The organism is Halomonas sp. BC2 (assembly GCF_002078115.1).
In the GTDB taxonomy this organism is placed as follows: Bacteria; Pseudomonadota; Gammaproteobacteria; order Pseudomonadales; family Halomonadaceae; genus Vreelandella; species Vreelandella stevensii.
The window spans coordinates 91,197-107,654 of the sequence record NZ_LFGT01000005.1; the positions used below are offsets into that span (position 1 = coordinate 91,197).

A 16,458-nucleotide genomic window follows, 5' to 3' on the forward strand; every position below is an offset into this window, starting at 1 on the left:
GCGGCGGTACCCCACCGCCACGCCATCAGCGCCCAGGCAAGGGCGCTGAGCAGCGCAACGCTGGGCACCAGCACCAGCAACACCCCGAAGGCGCTGGCGACGGCCTTGCCACCTCGAAACCCATACCAGAGCGGGAAACTGTGGCCCAGCAGCACCGCCAGCCCTACCAGCCCCTGCCACATAATCGGCAAGGCCAGCCACTTGGCGGCCAAGACCACCGGCACCGCCTTCAAGGCATCCAGCGCCAGGGTGGCCGCCGCCAGCCGGGGGCCATATAGCCGTAACACGTTGGAAAATCCGGGGTTACAGGAACCGCAAAAGCGCGGGTCGGCCACGCCTGCCCAGCGACAGACGCTCACTGCCGCCAGCCAACTGCCGCTCAAGTACCCCAAGACGATCCACAGCATCCCCTGCTCACCCTGCCTCTCATCAGCCAGCGCCGCCGCCTGACTGTCGTTTATGGTCGTCCTCAAGTACAATCGCCCGCTTGTCGACGCTGGGGAATGGCCTGTGGACCGCATATTGATTGAAGCACTCACCGTAGATACCGTGATTGGCGTATACGATTGGGAGCGCACCATCACGCAATCGCTGAGCCTGGATCTCTCGCTGGCCACCGATATCCGGCCTGCCGCCGCCACCGATGATTTGCGTCTGACCCTCGATTATGCCGCGATCTGCCAGCGAATCCAGCAGTTCGCCGATGAGCACCAGTTTGCGCTGGTCGAAACCTTTGCCGAGCGGCTGGCCGCCTGTTTACAGCACGAGTTTCCGATTAGCTGGCTGCAGCTCCGTGTGCGCAAGCCCGGTGCAGTGCCCCAGGCGACCAGCGTCGGACTGGAAATCACCCGCGGCAGCCTGCCAAAGGCTAGCAAGGATAGCGACCCATGAACCTGGTCACGCTTAGCTTGGGCAGCAATATCGACCCGGAAAAACACATCCGCCTGTGCCTGGATGCCCTGGCAGAGACGTTTGGCGAACTGCAGATATCGCGCATTTTCGAGAGCGAGCCGGTCGGATTCAAGGATAGCCGCAATTTTTACAATCTGGTGGTGGCGTTCCACAGCGACTGGTCCGTGGCCAGACTACAGGCCTGGGCCAAGGCATTGGAAATGGCCCATGGGCGGACGCCTGACATGGTCAAGTGTAGCCCGCGCGCCCTGGATATCGACCTGCTGACCGTGGGAAATGCCTGTGGTGTGGTCGATGACGTAGCCCTGCCCCGGGCTGAAATCACCCAGAACGCTTTCGTACTGCAACCGCTGGCCGAGCTGCTGCCCGACGAGCGACACCCTCGCTGCGATACGCCTTACGCTACGCTGTGGCAACGCTTTTCCCTGGGGCATCAGCGGCTGTGGGCCATCGACTTTCAGTGGCAGGGGCGCTTCGTTTCCCAGGCCGACCCCTTGCCGCGCAAGGTCCACGCGCGCTAAAGCGATGCCTCCACGGCCTCGCGCCGCCGTTGACGCAGCGCTTCTCCCAAGGCTGCCCCTCGGTAGCCTTCGCCCATCAACGCCTGAGGGCTGACCGCGCAGGCGGCTTGCCAGGCCGCCTCCAGCACGGGGCGCAAGCCAGGCGAAAGCCGCTCCAGCAACTGCAGTTGCGCGCTGACCTGGGCAGGCTTGCGCCAGCCATCCAGACGCTCCAGCCAGCCCAGCACACCCTCGGCCTCCAGTGGGGCTGCCAGCAATGTTTTGCTCAAGGCGCTATGCCGTGCCAGCTGCACAACGCTATTGGGCAGCTTCAAACGCACGGCCAAGGCCTCGCGCTGTGACTCGCTCAGCACCGACACCAGCAGCGCATAGCGCCAGTGCGCCAGCGGCGGCTCGCGCTGTTCGGGAGCTGCCTGCATGGCCTCCAGGGCCTGAGCCAGACACGCCTTCGCTGCAAGCTCAGGCCACCAGACGGGCAAGGCATCACACGCGGCCAGGGTCGTGAAATAGCACTCGGGGCTGGGTTCGGCCAGCGCTTTTTCGGTCTCGACCCACACGCGCTCGGCTGCCAGATGCGCCAGCTCTCCGCTGCGGCTGACCGCGCGCATCAAGTCCAGAGTGTCCGGCGCAACGGCAAACCCCATGGAGGCATAGCGGGCTAAAAAACGCGCAGTACGCAGTACGCGCAAGGGGTCTTCACTGAAGGCGGGGGAGACATGGCGAAGCCAGCGCTGCTCGATGTCCCGCTGGCCATGATAAGGGTCGGTCAAATGCCCATCCGCCGCCTGGGCGATGGCATTGATGGTCAGGTCCCGACGGGAGAGATCCTCTTCCAACGTCACGTCGGGGCTGGCGTGCACCTCGAACCCGCCATACCCGTGGCCCGACTTGCGCTCGGTACGCGCCAGCGCATACTCCTCCTGGGTAGCCGGGTGCAGGAACACCGGAAAATCGCGCCCTACAGGTTTGAATCCACGCTGCTGCATCATGTCGGGGGTTGCCCCCACCACCACCCAGTCGTGATCCACCACGGGCCATCCCAACAGCTCGTCCCGCACGGCCCCACCCACTCGGTAGACCTCCAGCCCTTGGGTGTATGTATCCAGCTGAAACATCAGCGGCCTCCCTGCTGGCTGGGCACGCTGACACGCTGGCCGCTCTCGAGCACCAGCGCGCTCAGCGAACCGCCCCACACGCACCCGGTATCGATCCCGTGCACATCGACCTTCGCGCCAGGGGTACGCCCCTCCAGCGCCGCCCAGTGGCCAAACAGCAGGCACAGGTCGTCGGCACGGGGAAACTGAAACCAGGGCGCAAAGCCCGCAGGCGCGCTCTCCAACCCCTCCTTGGCAGCAAAATCGAGCCGCTCCTGGGCATCGATGAAGCGCATCCGAGTGAACACATTGACGATGCAGCGCAGCCTGTCCATGCCTTCGAGCTGGTCGTGGAAGCGGTCAGGCTGATTGCCGAACAGTTGGCTCAGGAAAGCTCCCGCCTGCTCGCTGCCCAGCGCTGCTTGTACTTCTCCGCTCAGCGCCAGCGCCTGTTCGGCACTCCAACTGGGCAGCAGCCCGGCGTGGGTCATCAGCGTGTTATCGGCCTGTACCGCCAGGGGAAGGCTTTGCAGCCAGTCCAGCAAATCGTCACAGTGCCGCGAAGACAGAATGTCGTCCAGTGTGTCGTGGCGCTTGAGCTTGCCGCCCCCCCGTGCCACCACCAGCAGGTGGAAATCGTGGTTCCCCAGCACGCTGCGTGCGGCGCTGCCCAGCGCTTTCACTTCCTGCAGGCAGGCCAGGGAGCCTGGCCCCCGGTTGATCAAATCGCCCACCAGCCAGAGCGTATCGCGGGCGGGATCAAAACTGATTTTATCCAGCAAGGCGACAAACTCGGCATGACATCCATGCAGGTCGCCAATGACATAAGTGCTCATGGGTAAAGGCCTGTTAACGCATTGACGGAGTTGGCTGGCGTGGGCGGCTTGCCGAGCATGGAAAACCGCCGACGAAGGCTCCCGCCTCAATGCAGCTGGCGGGGCACCGCTAACCGAAAGGGCGAGACAGGCACATCGAACGCCCGCTGGGTGTAGGTGTTCAACAGGGTGTAAGCCCCCTCCATGACACCTACCGGGGTTTGCAGTATCGCTCGGCTGGTATAGCGGAACCGTTGCCCCGGGCCAATCAGCGGCTGCTGACCCACCACGCCCTTGCCGCGCACTTCCTGGCTGTCGCCATTGCCTTGGGTGATTTTCCAGTAGCGTGCCATCAGCTGCACGCTATGGGGGCTTTGGTTGTGCACCGTCACAGTGTAGCTGAACACGTAGCGGGCCTCGCTGGCACTCGACTCGGCGTCCTGAAACTCTGGCGTGACGCTGACCTCGATCTCCAGCCCGCTCACGCGTCACCACTCCGCTGTTCCACGTCCTCATTGGCGGCCACATGATTGGCGATGGTCACGTATTCCGCCACGGTCAGGGTTTGCGGGCGCCGGGCAGGGTCGATGCCCAACGCTTCCAGGGCCTCCGCACTGACCCGCCCCTTCAGGTTGTTGCGCAGCGTCTTGCGGCGCTGCCCAAAGGCCAGCTTGACCAGCTCGAAAAGCAGGACCGGATCATCGGCCACTTGGGGTAGCGATGCATGGGGCGTCAGCCGCACGATGGCGGAATCGACCTTGGGACGGGGCACGAAGGCTTCCGGTGGCACGATGAACAGCTGGTCCACCTGACAGTAATACTGCGCCATCACCGAGAGCCGCCCCCAATCGGTGCTGCCGGGCTCGGCCGCCAGCCGCTCCACCACCTCTTTTTGCAGCATGAAGTGCATATCGGCGATGGCTGACCCCATGGTCAGCAGGTGCACGATCAGCGGCGTCGAAATGTTGTAAGGCAGATTCCCCACCACGCGCAGCGGCTGACCATCGCCCTTGAGGGCGGCAAAATCGAACTTCAGCGCGTCGCCTTCGTGAATCACGAATTCGGGGTAGTTGAAAAACTGCACCCGCAACCCCGGAATCAGATCTCTATCCAGCTCGATGACTTCCAGCGTGCCGGTCGCTTCCAGCAAGGGAGCAGTGAGCGCGCCCTGGCCGGGACCGATTTCGACCAGCCGATCGCCTTCACGCGGCCCGATGGCACGGACAATCCGTGAAATGATCCCGAGATCACGGAGAAAGTTTTGACCGAAGCGTTTACGAGCACGGTGCTGCTGGGGCACTTGAGACATCTAACAGTGTTCCTTGGAGGGTTGATTCATGGGGCGGCCTGAGAGGAGGCACGCTGGGTGGCCAGCCGCTGGGCGAGTGCCACCGCCACGCCCAGGCTAGAGGGGTTGGCAATACCGCGGCCTGCCAAGTCCAGCGCCGTGCCATGGTCCACCGAGGTGCGTACCAGCGGCAGCCCCAGGGTGATGTTGGCAGCCTGACCAAAGCCTGCGTATTTTAGCACTGCCAGGCCCTGGTCGTGATACATCGCCAGTACCGCATCGACCTCCGCCAGATGGCGTGGGGTAAACAGGGTATCGGCCGGAAACGGGCCTTCCACGTTCAGGCCCTCGGCACGCAGCGCCTGCAGGGTGGGCGTGATGATTTCCAGCTCTTCGCGGCCCAGGTGGCCATCTTCACCCGCATGGGGGTTGAGCCCACACACCGCCACCCGAGGCTGGGCAATGCCGAATTGACGCTGCAGGTCCGCCACCAGTAGACGGCTGATGCGCGCAATGCGCTCGCCGGTGATGGCATCCGCCACATCGCGCAGCGGCAGATGGGTGGTCACCAGAGCAACCCGCAGGTCGCTTTCGCCCTGCCACTGTGGCGACGTGGCGTGCAGCGCAGCGTCCGTGGCCAACAGCATGACCACCTCATCCACGCCGCAGGCGTCACGCAGCCACTCGGTGTGGCCCGTGAAGTGCGGGTAGCCGCCTTCGATGATCACGCCCTTGTGCAGCGGGGCAGTCACCATGGCCGCCGCGTGTCCGGCCAGGCAGGCCTCCACTGCCGTCTGCAGGGTGTCCAGCACATAGCCTGCATTGGCAGGGTCCAGCACGCCGGGCGTGGCCGGTGCGCGCAAGGCGACCGGCCACACCACCAGGCGCCCTGGCGAGGAGACCTGCTGGCTGCCCGGCTCGGCGACCACGATCTCCACCGTGAGCGCGAGCAACGCCGCCCGCTGGGCGAGCAGCGTCGGGTCACCTACCGCCACGGTGTTGTTCAGACGCCCCTGGGCCGCCAGCATCAGCGTCAGCTCGGGGCCGATACCGGCGGGCTCCCCGGTGGTGATCAGCAGCGGCAGCGACATTACAGGCGAATGTCCACGAAGGCCTGTTCGCGAATTTCACGCTGCCATACTTCCAGCTCTTCATTGGCACGACGTTGGAAGATGGCCTGGCGCACCTGCTCGCGACGGCTCTCTTCGGTCACGTCCTGACGACGACGCTCCAGCACTTCGATCACGTGGTAGCCAAACTGCGAGCGCACCGGCTCGGACAGTTGGTTGGGGCCGAGCGAGTTCATGGCCTCTTCGAAGGCAGGCACCGTCTGGCCGGGGCGCACCCAACCCAGGTCGCCACCGTTCATGCCGCTTCCTCGGTCATCGCTGAGTTCACGGGCAACGGTGGCAAAGTCTTCGCCCCGCTGCAGGCGCTGGCGAGCCTGCTCTGCGCGGCTACGCGCTTGCGCTTCGTCACGGGTGGGCGTCAGCTCGACCAGCACGTGGCGCGCACGGGTCTCTTCGATGAACGACTGGCCCTGCTGAGAGGGCTGCTGCTCGAGAAAACGCTCCACTTCCCGGTCCGACACGGAAACCCGCTGGCTGATCTGACGCTGCTGCACCTGGCGCATCAGCATTTCGCGCCGTATTTCCTCACGCACGCTGGCCAGACTCATGCCATCGGCTTCCACGGCATCGGCAAACTGATCCAGGCTCATGCCATTGGACTCGGCAATGGTACGCAGCTGACGGTTAAGCTCGGTGTCGTCCACGCTCAGGTTGGCGCGGCTGGCCATCTGCAGCTGAATTTCGTCCATCACCATGCGCTCCAGCACCTGCTGGGCCAACTGGCTGCGGGGCGGCAGTTGCCCGCCTTGAGTGGCCGCCTGCTGTTCGATTTGCGCGATGCGGTCGTTCAGCTCGCTGCGCATGATGACACCATCGTTGACAACGGCCACGACGCTATCCAGCGGCTGACGCTGCGCGGATTCGAAGCTCTGGGCCTGAACGCTCAACGGTACCAGGGCAGCACCGGCACCCAGGCACAGGGTCATCATGGTGCCCGCCGAAAGCAGTCTTGCCCGCTGGGAGAACTTGCGGGTCCGCAGGGTCTTTCTGATCGTCATAAAAAGTCTCTTTCAGTCGCCATTCAAGGTGATCGTTAAAGGGGTGTGGGGCGGTAGCCAGGGATCGCCTGCTCAAAGTAGCTGTCGGCCTGTTGACCAACACCGCCAAGACCACGGAAGACAAAGCGCAAGAACAGCCCACGGTCACTAAAGTCGTCTTCCACTCTGGCGGTATCGTTGTCGTCTATCCACTCCCGCCAGACAAGCTGTACGCCGTAGCAGCAGTCGTTCCACTGCAAGCCCGCCAACTGCTCCAGAGGACGATCGTTGGTTTGATCGTGCAGGTAGCGGCCAATCAAATCAATCCTTGGGCTGGCTTTCCAGGCCAGCGACAGGTCCCACTCTTCACGACTGTAGTCGCGGAAGCCGTCGTCGCCGGGCACCACGGAAGGATCGAACCCTTCGATCTCCCAGCGGTAGCCAAGGTTCACTACGTGGCCGTCCGGATGGCGATAACGCACATCGACACTGGAGCGTTCGGTCTGCTCACGCTCGTCGTCGTAGAGCCATTCATAGCCCGTGCTCCAGCGGTCGTTGATCTGCCAGTCCAGACGGGTCACCAGCGGCGAGCGATCTCGCGTGGCCTGATAGCGGCTGAGCGGATTGGCATTGGGAGCATCCTCCGGACGCGGCGGCAGCGTGCTCGGGTCACCGTCACTGTCGATACGCCGCTCGGCGAAGTAGAGGCTCTGGCCAACGCCCAGCGTCAAGCGATCACGCCCGGCGCTGTCTTCGATCAGCCGAGACTGCACGCCCAACGAGACGCGATTCAGATCACCGACCCGGTCAGCCCCCGAGAAGCGGTGCGGGGACCACAGCTGATCCCAGGAGAACGCCCGTTCACGGCTATCGAAGTCCGGCAGTTGGGTCTGGTTGGTGCGCGGCACGTAGGCGTAGTTGATACGGGGTTCGAGGGTCTGGCGATAGTCACGCCCCCCCAGCTCCAGCTCACGCTCGAAGACCAGCCCACCGTCGATGGAGGTGATGGCGACGCTACGCGAGGGCGACGTATCGCGGTCCGTGATACGGTCACCGTAATCCAGTTCATAGGCGGTATGCCACAGCTCGCTGCGCGGTTCGATATAGCCCCAGGGCTGCTCATAACGCCAGCCCACGCTGGGGGTCAGGTGCAGGCGGGTACCAATGGCGGCTTCCCGCTCGGGGACCTGACGTTCGTCCACGTCACGCCAGAAATAGGTCGCGTTGGAGCGCCATTGGGTATAAAACCCGCTGCCCAGCTGCCAATCCGAGTTGGCGGTCAGGCTGGGCAGACGATAGAAGGGACGATCCGTATCGCTGAGCGGGTCTTCCAGGCGCTGAAACCCCTGGGCCCTGGCGTCCAGCTGCCAGCGCTCGCCGCGGTAGTCCACCTGCGCCAGGCGCTCCATGCTGACCCGGTCGCCGCTGCCGAACTCGCCACCAAAGTCGTCGAAATAGCGCCCATCGCTGGCCGCTCCGTAGCGCAGTTGATAGTTACTGCGTGGGGCCAAGGCCCCGGCGTGCTGCGCATCGATGTACCAGCGTTCTTCGCCTTCGAAGCGATTGTCCCCGGTGCTGCTGCCACCATCGCTGCCCAGGAAACCACCCTCCACGATCCCCTGGCTTTGCTCGAACAGGTAGCGATACTCGCCATTGAGCAGCAGCCCACGGTCCGACATCCAGCGCGGTGTTATGGTGGCGTCATGGTTAGGCGCAATGTTCCAGTAGAACGGCTGAGCATAGTCAAAGCCGTCACTGGAGAAGCTCAGCGTGGGCGACAGCAGCCCCGTGTGGCGGCGGTCATCGATGGGAAAACGCAGCCAGGGCCAGTAGAAAATCGGTACGTCCTTGACCTGCAGGCGCGCGTGGCGTGCCGTGCCGAATCCGGTGGCCTGGTTCAACTGGATATCGCTACCCACCAGTTGCCAGCTGTTGGCCCCCGGATCACAGGTAGTGAAGGTGGCATCGCGCAGTCGATACTGCTCTTCTCCGGTTTGCTCCAGTTGACTGGCCTGACCGCGCAGGTGCTGCTCATAGAGCACGTAATGGCTATTGCGCAGCGAGGCGCGATCTTCGTTGAGCATCAGCGTGGCCTGTTCACCACGCACCATGGCCTGACCGTCGCGAATGACCAGATCACCTTCGGCATCGACGCGTTGGCGGTCCGCCGGGAGAAATACCTGATCGGCCTGCAGTTCGGTATTGCCGCGACGCAAGACCACATCGCCGCGCAGCAACGCTTCGCCATCCGCGGCATAATCCGCTTCATCGGTTTCCACCGAGAGCGTTTCCGGGTTCTCTTGCGCGGACAAACGATAGTCGGGCATCACATAGCGCCCACGACACAGCTGTTGACGTGCTTCGTCCTGCCCCCAGGGCTGCCAGTCCAGCGCGTCAGCCGACAGCGGCTGGCCCTGAGCCACCGCTGACAGCGAGGCACCGGCGAGCACACTGCCCAACAGCGTTTGCGCAACCGGAGTGGTGCGCGAGATTCGCTTGCCCATGTTCGTTATCCTTGGCATCCAGAATCGGTATTATACAGCCCGCATCATGCCCGACCAGCAAGGAGCTTGCATGTCCTCTTCCAGGATCGACGCCCTCACCCAGTGGGCAGCGCAGCATCATGGCCTCGCGCCCGCGCATATTCAATTGGCACCGGCGGGCGGCGACGCCAGTTTTCGGCGCTATTTTCGCCTCACGCTCCCCGATGGCAGCACACGCATCGTCATGGACGCGCCGCCCGCCCAAGAGGACTCGGCGCCTTTCGTGGCCATCGGCAAACGCTGGCATGCCGCCGGGCTAGCGGTCCCCTGCATCTATGCCAGCGACCTCGACGAAGGCTTCCTGCTGCTGGAGGATCTGGGCGACACCCCGCTTCAGGACACCTTCACGGACCCTGACAGCACCCGCCAGCGCCACCTTGAAGCGATGGCGCTGATTGCTCAGTTGCAGAATCGTGCCGACCCTGCGGCGCTACCCGCCTACGATGAGGCCCTGCTGGGGCGTGAACTCGATCTGTTCCCCGAATGGTGCCTGGAACGTTGGCTAGGGCTGACCGCCCCCGAGTCGTGGCCCGCTCTGCGTCAGGCGTTGATCCATAGCGCGCTGGCACAGCCCGTGGTCAGCGTACATCGGGACTTCGATGCCATGAACCTCATGTGCCAGGATCAGCAACTGACGATGATCGACTTTCAGGATGCCGTGGCTGGCCCGCTCAGCTACGACCTGATCTCGCTGCTGCGGGGGCGTTACTGCCGCTTCAGCGCCAGCCAGTTTGCCGAGCTGGTATCGCTATTCTACCAGCAGGCTCGCCAGGAGGGACGACTGCTCCGCACCACCTCGGAAGCGGACTTTCTGGTCCAGTGCCATGCCATGGCAGCCCAACGTTCGCTCAAGGTACTGGGCATTTTTTGTCGGTTGACGCTACGCGACGCCAAGCAGGGCTACCTGGCCCGCCTGCCCCACTTCCTCGATCACCTGGAAGATAGCCTGGCGGCCCTGCCTGACCATCGCGCGTTTGCCGAGTGGGCCAGCAGCGTACTGCGCCCCGCCATCATGCAGCGCCTGGCGGAGCAGAGCGCATGAAGGCCATGATCCTGGCCGCAGGCCTTGGCAAGCGCATGCGCCCGCTCACCGACCACTGCCCCAAGCCGCTGCTGCCCGTCGCGGGCAAGCCGCTGATCGTGCATCACATCGAGCGCCTGCGGCAGGCGGGCATTCATGAGTTGGTCATCAATGTCAGCTATCGTGCCGAGCAGATCATGGCCGCGCTGGGCGACGGCAGCGCCCATCAGGTATCCATCCAGTGGAGCCACGAGCCATCTCCGCTAGAAACCGGCGGCGGTATTCGCCAGGCACTGCCGCTGCTGGGCGAGGCGCCTTTTCTGTTGATCAACGGCGATGTGTGGAGCAACTACCTGCCGGACGCTGCCGCGCTGGCCGCCGAGGATCTGGCGCATCTGGTGCTGGTGGACAACCCGGTGCAACACCCTGAGGGCGACTTCGCGCTGCATCAGGGCCGGGTGGCGAGCGCTGGAGCATCACGCCTGACCTTTGCGGGCATCAGCCTGCTGCGCCCCGCTCTGGTGGCCAGCGAGCCGCCTGGGGCGTTTGCCCTGGCGCCGCTGCTGCGCCGGGCCATGGACGAAGGGCGTGTCTCGGGCGAGCATTTCGCTGGCCACTGGGTAGACGTGGGCACGCCAGAGCGCCTTGCGGTGCTGGAACGCCACCTTGCCTGACGGGTTTGCGATAGAGGACGTGCAGGCGACATGGAGAGAAGCCGTGCGTCTGCGCCTGGAAATGTTATGCTGCGCGACTTACCTTTCGTCGCCAGCATGAGGAGAGCAACGTGAAAGCACGGGTAGCATGGACCGATGGACGCCAGTTCGTGGCGGAGTCTGGAAGCGGACACAGCGTTGTGATCGACGGCCCACCTGACCACGGTGGCCGTAATACGGGGCCTCGCCCCATGGAAATGCTGCTGATGGGCATGGGCAGCTGTACCGCTTTTGATATTCTCAACATTCTCGACAAGGCACGGGCAGAGGTCACCGACTGCGTGGCCGAGCTGGATGCCGAGCGCGCCGACGAAGTTCCCGCCGTCTTCACCAAAATCCACGTCCACTTCGTGGTCACTGGTCGCGGCTTGAAAGAGAAGCAGGTCCAGCGCGCCGTGGAGCTTTCTGCCGAGAAGTACTGCAGCGCGTCGATCATGCTGGTCAAAGGCGGTGTCGACATCACTCACTCCTATGAGATCCGCGAAGCTTGAGCCGTCACAGGTCGGCTGACCACGCGGGTGACGCTGCAGCATCAAAAAAAATGGCGTGGCTGGATGCAAGCCACGCCCTGGGCGGGCATAATACGCCCGCTTGTTTTTCCCTTTACTGCGTAGTGCGGGGTCGCTTACAAGGCGGCTGCGTTAGCACGGTGACAAGTGTTTATCGGTTCCGGCGCTGGCTCGTCGGGGTGTCCTCATCTGCCATAGGGAGGTTCGGAAGTGTCAGATAATCTCCGACTCCACGGGTTCAACAACCTGACCAGCTCTTTGAGCTTCAATATTTACGACATCTGTTACGCCAAAACCGAAGAGCAGCGTGCGGCTTATATCGACTATATCGATGAGCTTTACAACGCCGAACGTTTGACGCAGATCCTGAAAGACGTCACCAACATCATTGGCGCTCATGTACTGAACATCTCGCGTCAGGATTATGAGCCCCATGGCGCGAGTGTGACCATTCTGATTGCCGAGCACGAGCTGGATGAACCGACGCCAGGGCAAACCGAGCCAGGACCTGGCCCACTTCCGGAAACGGTCGTGGCCCACCTGGACAAAAGCCATGTGACGGTACACAGCTACCCCGAGTCGCATCCCGACAACGGCATCAGTACCTTCCGGCTGGATATCGATGTATCCACCTGTGGGCATATCAGCCCATTGAAAGCGTTGAACTACCTGATCCACAGCTTCGACTCCGACATCGTCACCATGGACTACCGCGTGCGCGGTTTCACCCGTGACGTCGATGGCAAGAAGCTGTTCATCGATCACGACATCACCTCGATTCAGGACTATCTGGCAGAAGATACCAAGCAGGCCTACCAGATGATCGATGTGAACGTGTATCAGGAAAACATGTTCCACACCAAGATGCTGCTCAAGGACTTCGAGCTGGACAACTACCTGTTCGGCACGTCGCGCCGCGACATCACCTTCGAAGAAGCCCGCGATATCGAAGGCCGTCTGCGCAAAGAGATGCTGGAAATCTTCTACTCGCGCAACCTCGACTGAGGTTGCGGGCAAAAGATTCCGCTGGCACGACGCAAAGCCGCCCTTTCGGGCGGCTTTTTTCATGCTCGTTCAGTGCTCGACATCAGTACTCGACATCAGTGCTCGACACCCGGGGTCGCGCTAATAAAACCCGGCGTCGCCTTCAGGACGCGTCTTGAAGCGCCGGTGCAGCCACAGGTACTGCTCGGGGTGCTTGCGAATGGCCCGCTCGATGAATTCGTTCACCCGGGTGGCATCGGCCACTTCATCGCCGCTGGGGAAGTCTTCGAAGGCGGGCAGGCATTCGATGGTGTAGGTACGGTTGTCCGGGTTACGGTGAAACATCAGCGGTACCACCGGCGCTCCGGTCATGCGGGCGATCTTAGCCGTCAGGCGAATGGTCGCCGCCTGCTGACCAAACAGCGGAGCGAAGACGCTGACATCGCGACCGAAGTCCTGATCCGGGGAGTACCATACGATATGTCCCGCCTTGATCCGCCGCACCACGCCACGCAGGTCGTGACGGTCGATGGCCTGGCCAAAAATGCGCGAGCGTGCCCGGGTCATGAAGCGTTCGAACAGCGGGTTGTTGTGGGGGCGATAGACCACGTCCGCCGGGAAAAACAGCGAGTGCAGCGCGCCACCCAGGTCCAGCGTCGAGAAGTGAATACCAACCACCAGCACGCCCTTGCCCTGAGCCTTGGCATGGGCCAGGTGCTCCTGGCCATGATAGGCCACGCGATGACGCAAGCCTTCGGCATCGCGGCACCAGCCAGTGGCGGTTTCCACCAGCCCAATACCGTTGGCGATGAAGGTTTCCTTGACCAGCTGGCGCTGCTGATCGGCGCTTTTCTCGGGAAAGCAGAGCGCCAGATTGGTGGCCGTGATGTGCCGCCGACGCTTGGCAAGCCGCCACGCCAGCAGGCCTATCATCTTGCCTACCCAAAGCCTGACTCGCCAAGGCAACCAGGCCGCCACGTACATGGCACCAATGGCCAGCCAGGTCGGCCAGTAGCGGGGGTGCGCAAAAGAGCGCGGATAAGATTTCGACATACAGATAACCGTTTAGACGTTGGCCCCATGGTACTGCCGAGGTGCTCTGGGCAGCACGCCGGTCAGCAGGGTATAGCTGATGGTATCGCAGTAGCGGGCCACTTCGTCCACCGACAGCACGCTGCCCTGGGTAGCGCGCCCCCACAGCACGACCTCGCTACCAATGGCGGCGTCGGACACCTCGGTGACATCCACCGTGAGCATGTCCATGGATACTTTACCGGCGATGGGGCAGCGCTGGCCGTTGACCAGTACCGGCGTGCCATCCACGGCATGGCGATCATAGCCATCCCCATACCCTGCGGCGACGACGGCAATCTTCGAGGGGCGTGGGGCCTTCCAGCGTCCGCTGTAGCCCACTGGTTCGCCGACGGCCAGCTCACGCAGGGCGATGATTTCCGAGCGCAGCGTCATTACCGGGCGCAGCTGCCGGGTCAGCTCGCTGGCGACTTCCAAGGGGTCGCTGCCATACAGCATGATACCCGGCCGGTTCCAGTCGCCATGGGCCGTTGGCCGGGCCAGGGTGGCAGGTGAGTTGGCCAGGCAAAGCGGTGCCTTCAACGTGGCCGCCAGGGTCTGCAACACGCCCATCTGATGCTCGAAGTAGCTGGCATCCTGGGCATCGGCGTTGGCGAAGTGGCTCATCAGGTGCAGCGCGGTGACCTGTGGGGCACTGTGCAGACGCTGCCATACCGCAGGCGCCTCCTGAGGAGAGAACCCCAGTCGGTGCATGCCGGAATCGACCTTCAACCAGACGGGAATCGGTCGCTGCGGGGAATAGGCCAAAAGCGCCTCTACCTGCCAGCGGCTGTGCACGCTGATCCACAGGCCATGATGGTCGACCAGCGCCAGCTCGTCAGCGCTAAAGATACCTTCCAACAGGATGATGGGGGCCTTGATGCCGCCTTCACGCAGGCTCAACGCCTCTTCGATACAGGCCACCGCAAACGCGGGCACCTCGGCTTCCAGGGCGTTGGCACAGGCCAGCGCACCGTGACCATAGGCATCGGCCTTGATGACGGCTACCGAGCGGCTCTGAGGCGCACAGCGGCAGGCTAATTGGTAATTGTGACGCAGCGCGTCCAGATCGATATGGGCCACTAACGGGCGCATGGCTATCTCACTTATCAGAGCGCTCGTACGACAGCGCGATGCTGATAATCCGCACGGCTAGCGAACGGATATGGGTTTAGCGGGTGTTACCCGGTTGCCAGACAAACTGGCTATCAAAAACAGCGCACCGAGTGAAATGCTCGGTGCGCTGTAGACTAGCATGTCGAACGTGCTGGCCGGGGCAAGTGGCTTCGACGAGGCTACGCCTCGAAAATCGAATCCAGAGAAAGGCCCTGTTTTTCCAGCGAGCGTCGTAGCTTCTTTAACGCTTCCACCTGGATCTGACGCACGCGCTCACGGGTCAAGCCAATTTCGGCGCCCACTTCTTCCAGCGTGGCGGCTTCATGCCCTCGCAGGCCAAAGCGGCGCACCACCACCTCACGCTGTTTCTCGCTGAGCTCGTCCAGCCAGTGGTCGACATGCTCACGCACGTCGCCATCCACGAGGCACGCCTCAGGTCCTTGCACGTCATCATCGGTGAGCGTATCGATGAGAGGCTTGTCACTTTCACCGCCCATCGGGTAGTCCACCGAAGACACACGTTCGTTGAGCCCCAGCATCTTCTTGACGGTCTCCACCGGCTTGTCGAGATGCTCGGCAATCTCTTCTGCGGTGGCTTCGTGGTCGAGCTTCTGGGTCAACTCACGGGCAGCACGCAGGTAGATGTTCAGTTCCTTGACCACATGAATCGGCAGACGAATGGTGCGTGTCTGGTTCATCAAGGCGCGCTCGATGGTTTGACGAATCCACCAGGTGGCATAAGTGGAAAAGCGAAAACCCCGCTCAGGGTCGAACTTTTCCACCGCGCGAATCAGCCCGAGGTTCCCCTCTTCGATCAAATCCAGCAGCGTCAAGCCACGGTTCAAATAACGCCGGGCAATCTTGACCACCAACCGCAGGTTGGACTCGATCATCCGCGAGCGCCCCAGGGCATCACCCTTGCGCGCCAGGCGTCCGTAATAGACCTCTTCTTCCGGCGTCAGTAGCGGCGAAAAGCCTATTTCATTGAGGTAGATCTGGGTAGCGTCGAGGCTCTGAGTGGATTGGCGGTCGTCCCGACCCAGCGCTTTCTCGAACTCTGCCTCCTCAGCCGTGGCATCGTCATCGGCCTCGTCAAGCGCTTCCTCAACCTCGTCGAGGTCGATCTCCTGTAGGTCCTTCTCCAGCATACTCATGGTCATACCCCCGTTGTCTCGCCTATCCGCCATTCGAAAAAGTCAGGGTGGTCGCACTCCCTGTGCGCGTGCACCTTATTGTTATATGACGCCTTAGTTAGCTGTCCGGGTTACCTTGATCGAGCTAATACGTTACCTTCAGAGCGCGGTGCCTAGCGAGCTGGCAAATAGTCGAGTGGATTCTGTGGCTGGCCATCGCGGCGCACCTCAAAATGCAGCTTGACGCTATCTGCGTCGCTATCGCCCATGGTGGCAATGACCTCACCGGCCTCGACGACATCGTTCTCTTTGACACTTAAACTGTCGTTGTGTGCGTAGGCGCTAAGGTATTGATCGTTGTGCTTCAACAATATCAGGTTACCGTAGCCACGCACACCGCTACCCGCGTACACCACGATACCGGGGCCTGCCGCTCGCACAGGTTGCCCCTTTTGCCCCGCGATATCAATCCCGGCAGTAATGCTCCCACCCTGACCAAACTCACCGGTAATCTCTCCATCGGTAGGCCAGCGCCAGTCGACATTATCGACAGGCGTGAAGGTACGCGAGGAGCGATCCGGGCGAGCGGCCTGAGCAGGCTGCGCCGCAGGCGTTGGCTCTGGCGTTGCGG

The 16,458-nt window shown here is 62.6% G+C and carries 18 protein-coding genes; 6 read left to right on the forward strand and 12 right to left on the reverse strand.

Going from position 1 to position 16,458, the window contains the following annotated elements; genetic code table 11:
* On the reverse strand, window positions 1-407 hold a 407-nt coding region (locus B7L71_RS03905), incomplete at its 3' end, for a glycerol-3-phosphate acyltransferase (RefSeq protein ID WP_081136428.1).
* Window positions 408-510: 103 nt separating this feature from the next.
* Here B7L71_RS03905 and folB point away from each other — a divergent pair.
* Together folB and folK are read left to right on the forward strand one after the other, a co-directional pair.
* Window positions 511-891 (forward strand): dihydroneopterin aldolase, encoded by a 381-nt coding sequence (gene folB, locus B7L71_RS03910; protein ID WP_081136117.1) that lies wholly within the window; start codon window positions 511-513, stop codon window positions 889-891.
* On the forward strand, window positions 888-1,433 hold the full coding sequence (gene folK, locus B7L71_RS03915) for a 2-amino-4-hydroxy-6-hydroxymethyldihydropteridine diphosphokinase (RefSeq protein ID WP_081136119.1): 546 nt from the start codon (window positions 888-890) through the stop codon (window positions 1,431-1,433). Before folB ends, folK begins: the two co-directional genes overlap by 4 nt.
* Here folK and B7L71_RS03920 read toward each other — a convergent pair.
* From B7L71_RS03920 to B7L71_RS03950, 7 genes are all read right to left on the reverse strand, one after another.
* Complete coding sequence (locus B7L71_RS03920; protein ID WP_081136121.1) at window positions 1,430-2,548, reverse strand: polynucleotide adenylyltransferase; 1,119 nt, start codon at window positions 2,546-2,548, stop codon at window positions 1,430-1,432. The genes folK and B7L71_RS03920 overlap by 4 nt on opposite strands.
* On the reverse strand, window positions 2,548-3,363 hold the full coding sequence (locus tag B7L71_RS03925; protein ID WP_081136122.1) for a symmetrical bis(5'-nucleosyl)-tetraphosphatase: 816 nt from the start codon (window positions 3,361-3,363) through the stop codon (window positions 2,548-2,550). Before B7L71_RS03925 ends, B7L71_RS03920 begins: the two co-directional genes overlap by 1 nt.
* 86 nt (window positions 3,364-3,449) lie before the next feature.
* Complete coding sequence (apaG, locus tag B7L71_RS03930; RefSeq protein ID WP_016916312.1) at window positions 3,450-3,827, reverse strand: Co2+/Mg2+ efflux protein ApaG; 378 nt, start codon at window positions 3,825-3,827, stop codon at window positions 3,450-3,452.
* Window positions 3,824-4,651: a 16S rRNA (adenine(1518)-N(6)/adenine(1519)-N(6))-dimethyltransferase RsmA gene (gene rsmA / locus B7L71_RS03935; RefSeq protein WP_081136123.1), complete on the reverse strand. Its 828-nt coding sequence runs from the start codon at window positions 4,649-4,651 to the stop codon at window positions 3,824-3,826. The genes apaG and rsmA overlap by 4 nt, the downstream gene beginning before the upstream one ends.
* Before the next feature lie 26 nt (window positions 4,652-4,677).
* Window positions 4,678-5,721 (reverse strand): 4-hydroxythreonine-4-phosphate dehydrogenase PdxA, encoded by a 1,044-nt coding sequence (gene pdxA / locus B7L71_RS03940; RefSeq protein ID WP_081136125.1) that lies wholly within the window; start codon window positions 5,719-5,721, stop codon window positions 4,678-4,680.
* Window positions 5,721-6,758, reverse strand: a complete 1,038-nt coding sequence (locus B7L71_RS03945; protein ID WP_081136126.1) for a peptidylprolyl isomerase — start codon at window positions 6,756-6,758, stop codon at window positions 5,721-5,723. Before B7L71_RS03945 ends, pdxA begins: the two co-directional genes overlap by 1 nt.
* Before the next feature lie 35 nt (window positions 6,759-6,793).
* Window positions 6,794-9,241, reverse strand: a complete 2,448-nt coding sequence (locus B7L71_RS03950) for an LPS-assembly protein LptD (RefSeq protein ID WP_081136128.1) — start codon at window positions 9,239-9,241, stop codon at window positions 6,794-6,796.
* A 70-nt stretch (window positions 9,242-9,311) separates the two neighbouring features.
* Here B7L71_RS03950 and B7L71_RS03955 point away from each other — a divergent pair, with 70 nt between their 5' ends.
* The 4 genes from B7L71_RS03955 (at window position 9,312) to speD (ending at window position 12,528) form a co-directional block, all read left to right on the forward strand.
* Window positions 9,312-10,322 (forward strand): aminoglycoside phosphotransferase family protein, encoded by a 1,011-nt coding sequence (locus B7L71_RS03955; protein WP_081136129.1) that lies wholly within the window; start codon window positions 9,312-9,314, stop codon window positions 10,320-10,322.
* On the forward strand, window positions 10,319-10,975 hold the full coding sequence (murU, locus tag B7L71_RS03960; protein ID WP_081136131.1) for an N-acetylmuramate alpha-1-phosphate uridylyltransferase MurU: 657 nt from the start codon (window positions 10,319-10,321) through the stop codon (window positions 10,973-10,975). The genes B7L71_RS03955 and murU overlap by 4 nt, the downstream gene beginning before the upstream one ends.
* 110 nt (window positions 10,976-11,085) lie before the next feature.
* Entirely contained in the window at window positions 11,086-11,505 is a 420-nt protein-coding gene (locus tag B7L71_RS03965; RefSeq protein ID WP_016916305.1) for an OsmC family protein, read from the forward strand.
* A gap of 228 nt (window positions 11,506-11,733) precedes the next feature.
* Entirely contained in the window at window positions 11,734-12,528 is a 795-nt protein-coding gene (gene speD / locus B7L71_RS03970; RefSeq protein WP_081136133.1) for an adenosylmethionine decarboxylase, read from the forward strand.
* A gap of 120 nt (window positions 12,529-12,648) precedes the next feature.
* Here speD and lpxL read toward each other — a convergent pair whose 3' ends face one another.
* The 4 genes from lpxL to B7L71_RS17575 form a co-directional block, all read right to left on the reverse strand.
* The gene (gene lpxL / locus B7L71_RS03975) at window positions 12,649-13,560 is read right to left on the reverse strand and encodes an LpxL/LpxP family Kdo(2)-lipid IV(A) lauroyl/palmitoleoyl acyltransferase (RefSeq protein ID WP_081136134.1); all 912 of its coding nucleotides are present in this window, start codon (window positions 13,558-13,560) and stop codon (window positions 12,649-12,651) included.
* Window positions 13,561-13,572: 12 nt separating this feature from the next.
* Window positions 13,573-14,673 carry an alanine racemase gene (alr, locus tag B7L71_RS03980; RefSeq protein WP_081136136.1) on the reverse strand — a complete coding sequence of 367 codons (1,101 nt, stop codon included), beginning with the start codon at window positions 14,671-14,673 and terminating at the stop codon, window positions 13,573-13,575.
* Between the two features lie 200 nt (window positions 14,674-14,873).
* Complete coding sequence (rpoS, locus tag B7L71_RS03985; RefSeq protein WP_081136430.1) at window positions 14,874-15,848, reverse strand: RNA polymerase sigma factor RpoS; 975 nt, start codon at window positions 15,846-15,848, stop codon at window positions 14,874-14,876.
* 152 nt (window positions 15,849-16,000) lie between these two features.
* A partial coding sequence (locus B7L71_RS17575; RefSeq protein ID WP_249273171.1) for a murein hydrolase activator EnvC family protein occupies window positions 16,001-16,458 on the reverse strand: 458 nt, incomplete at its 5' end.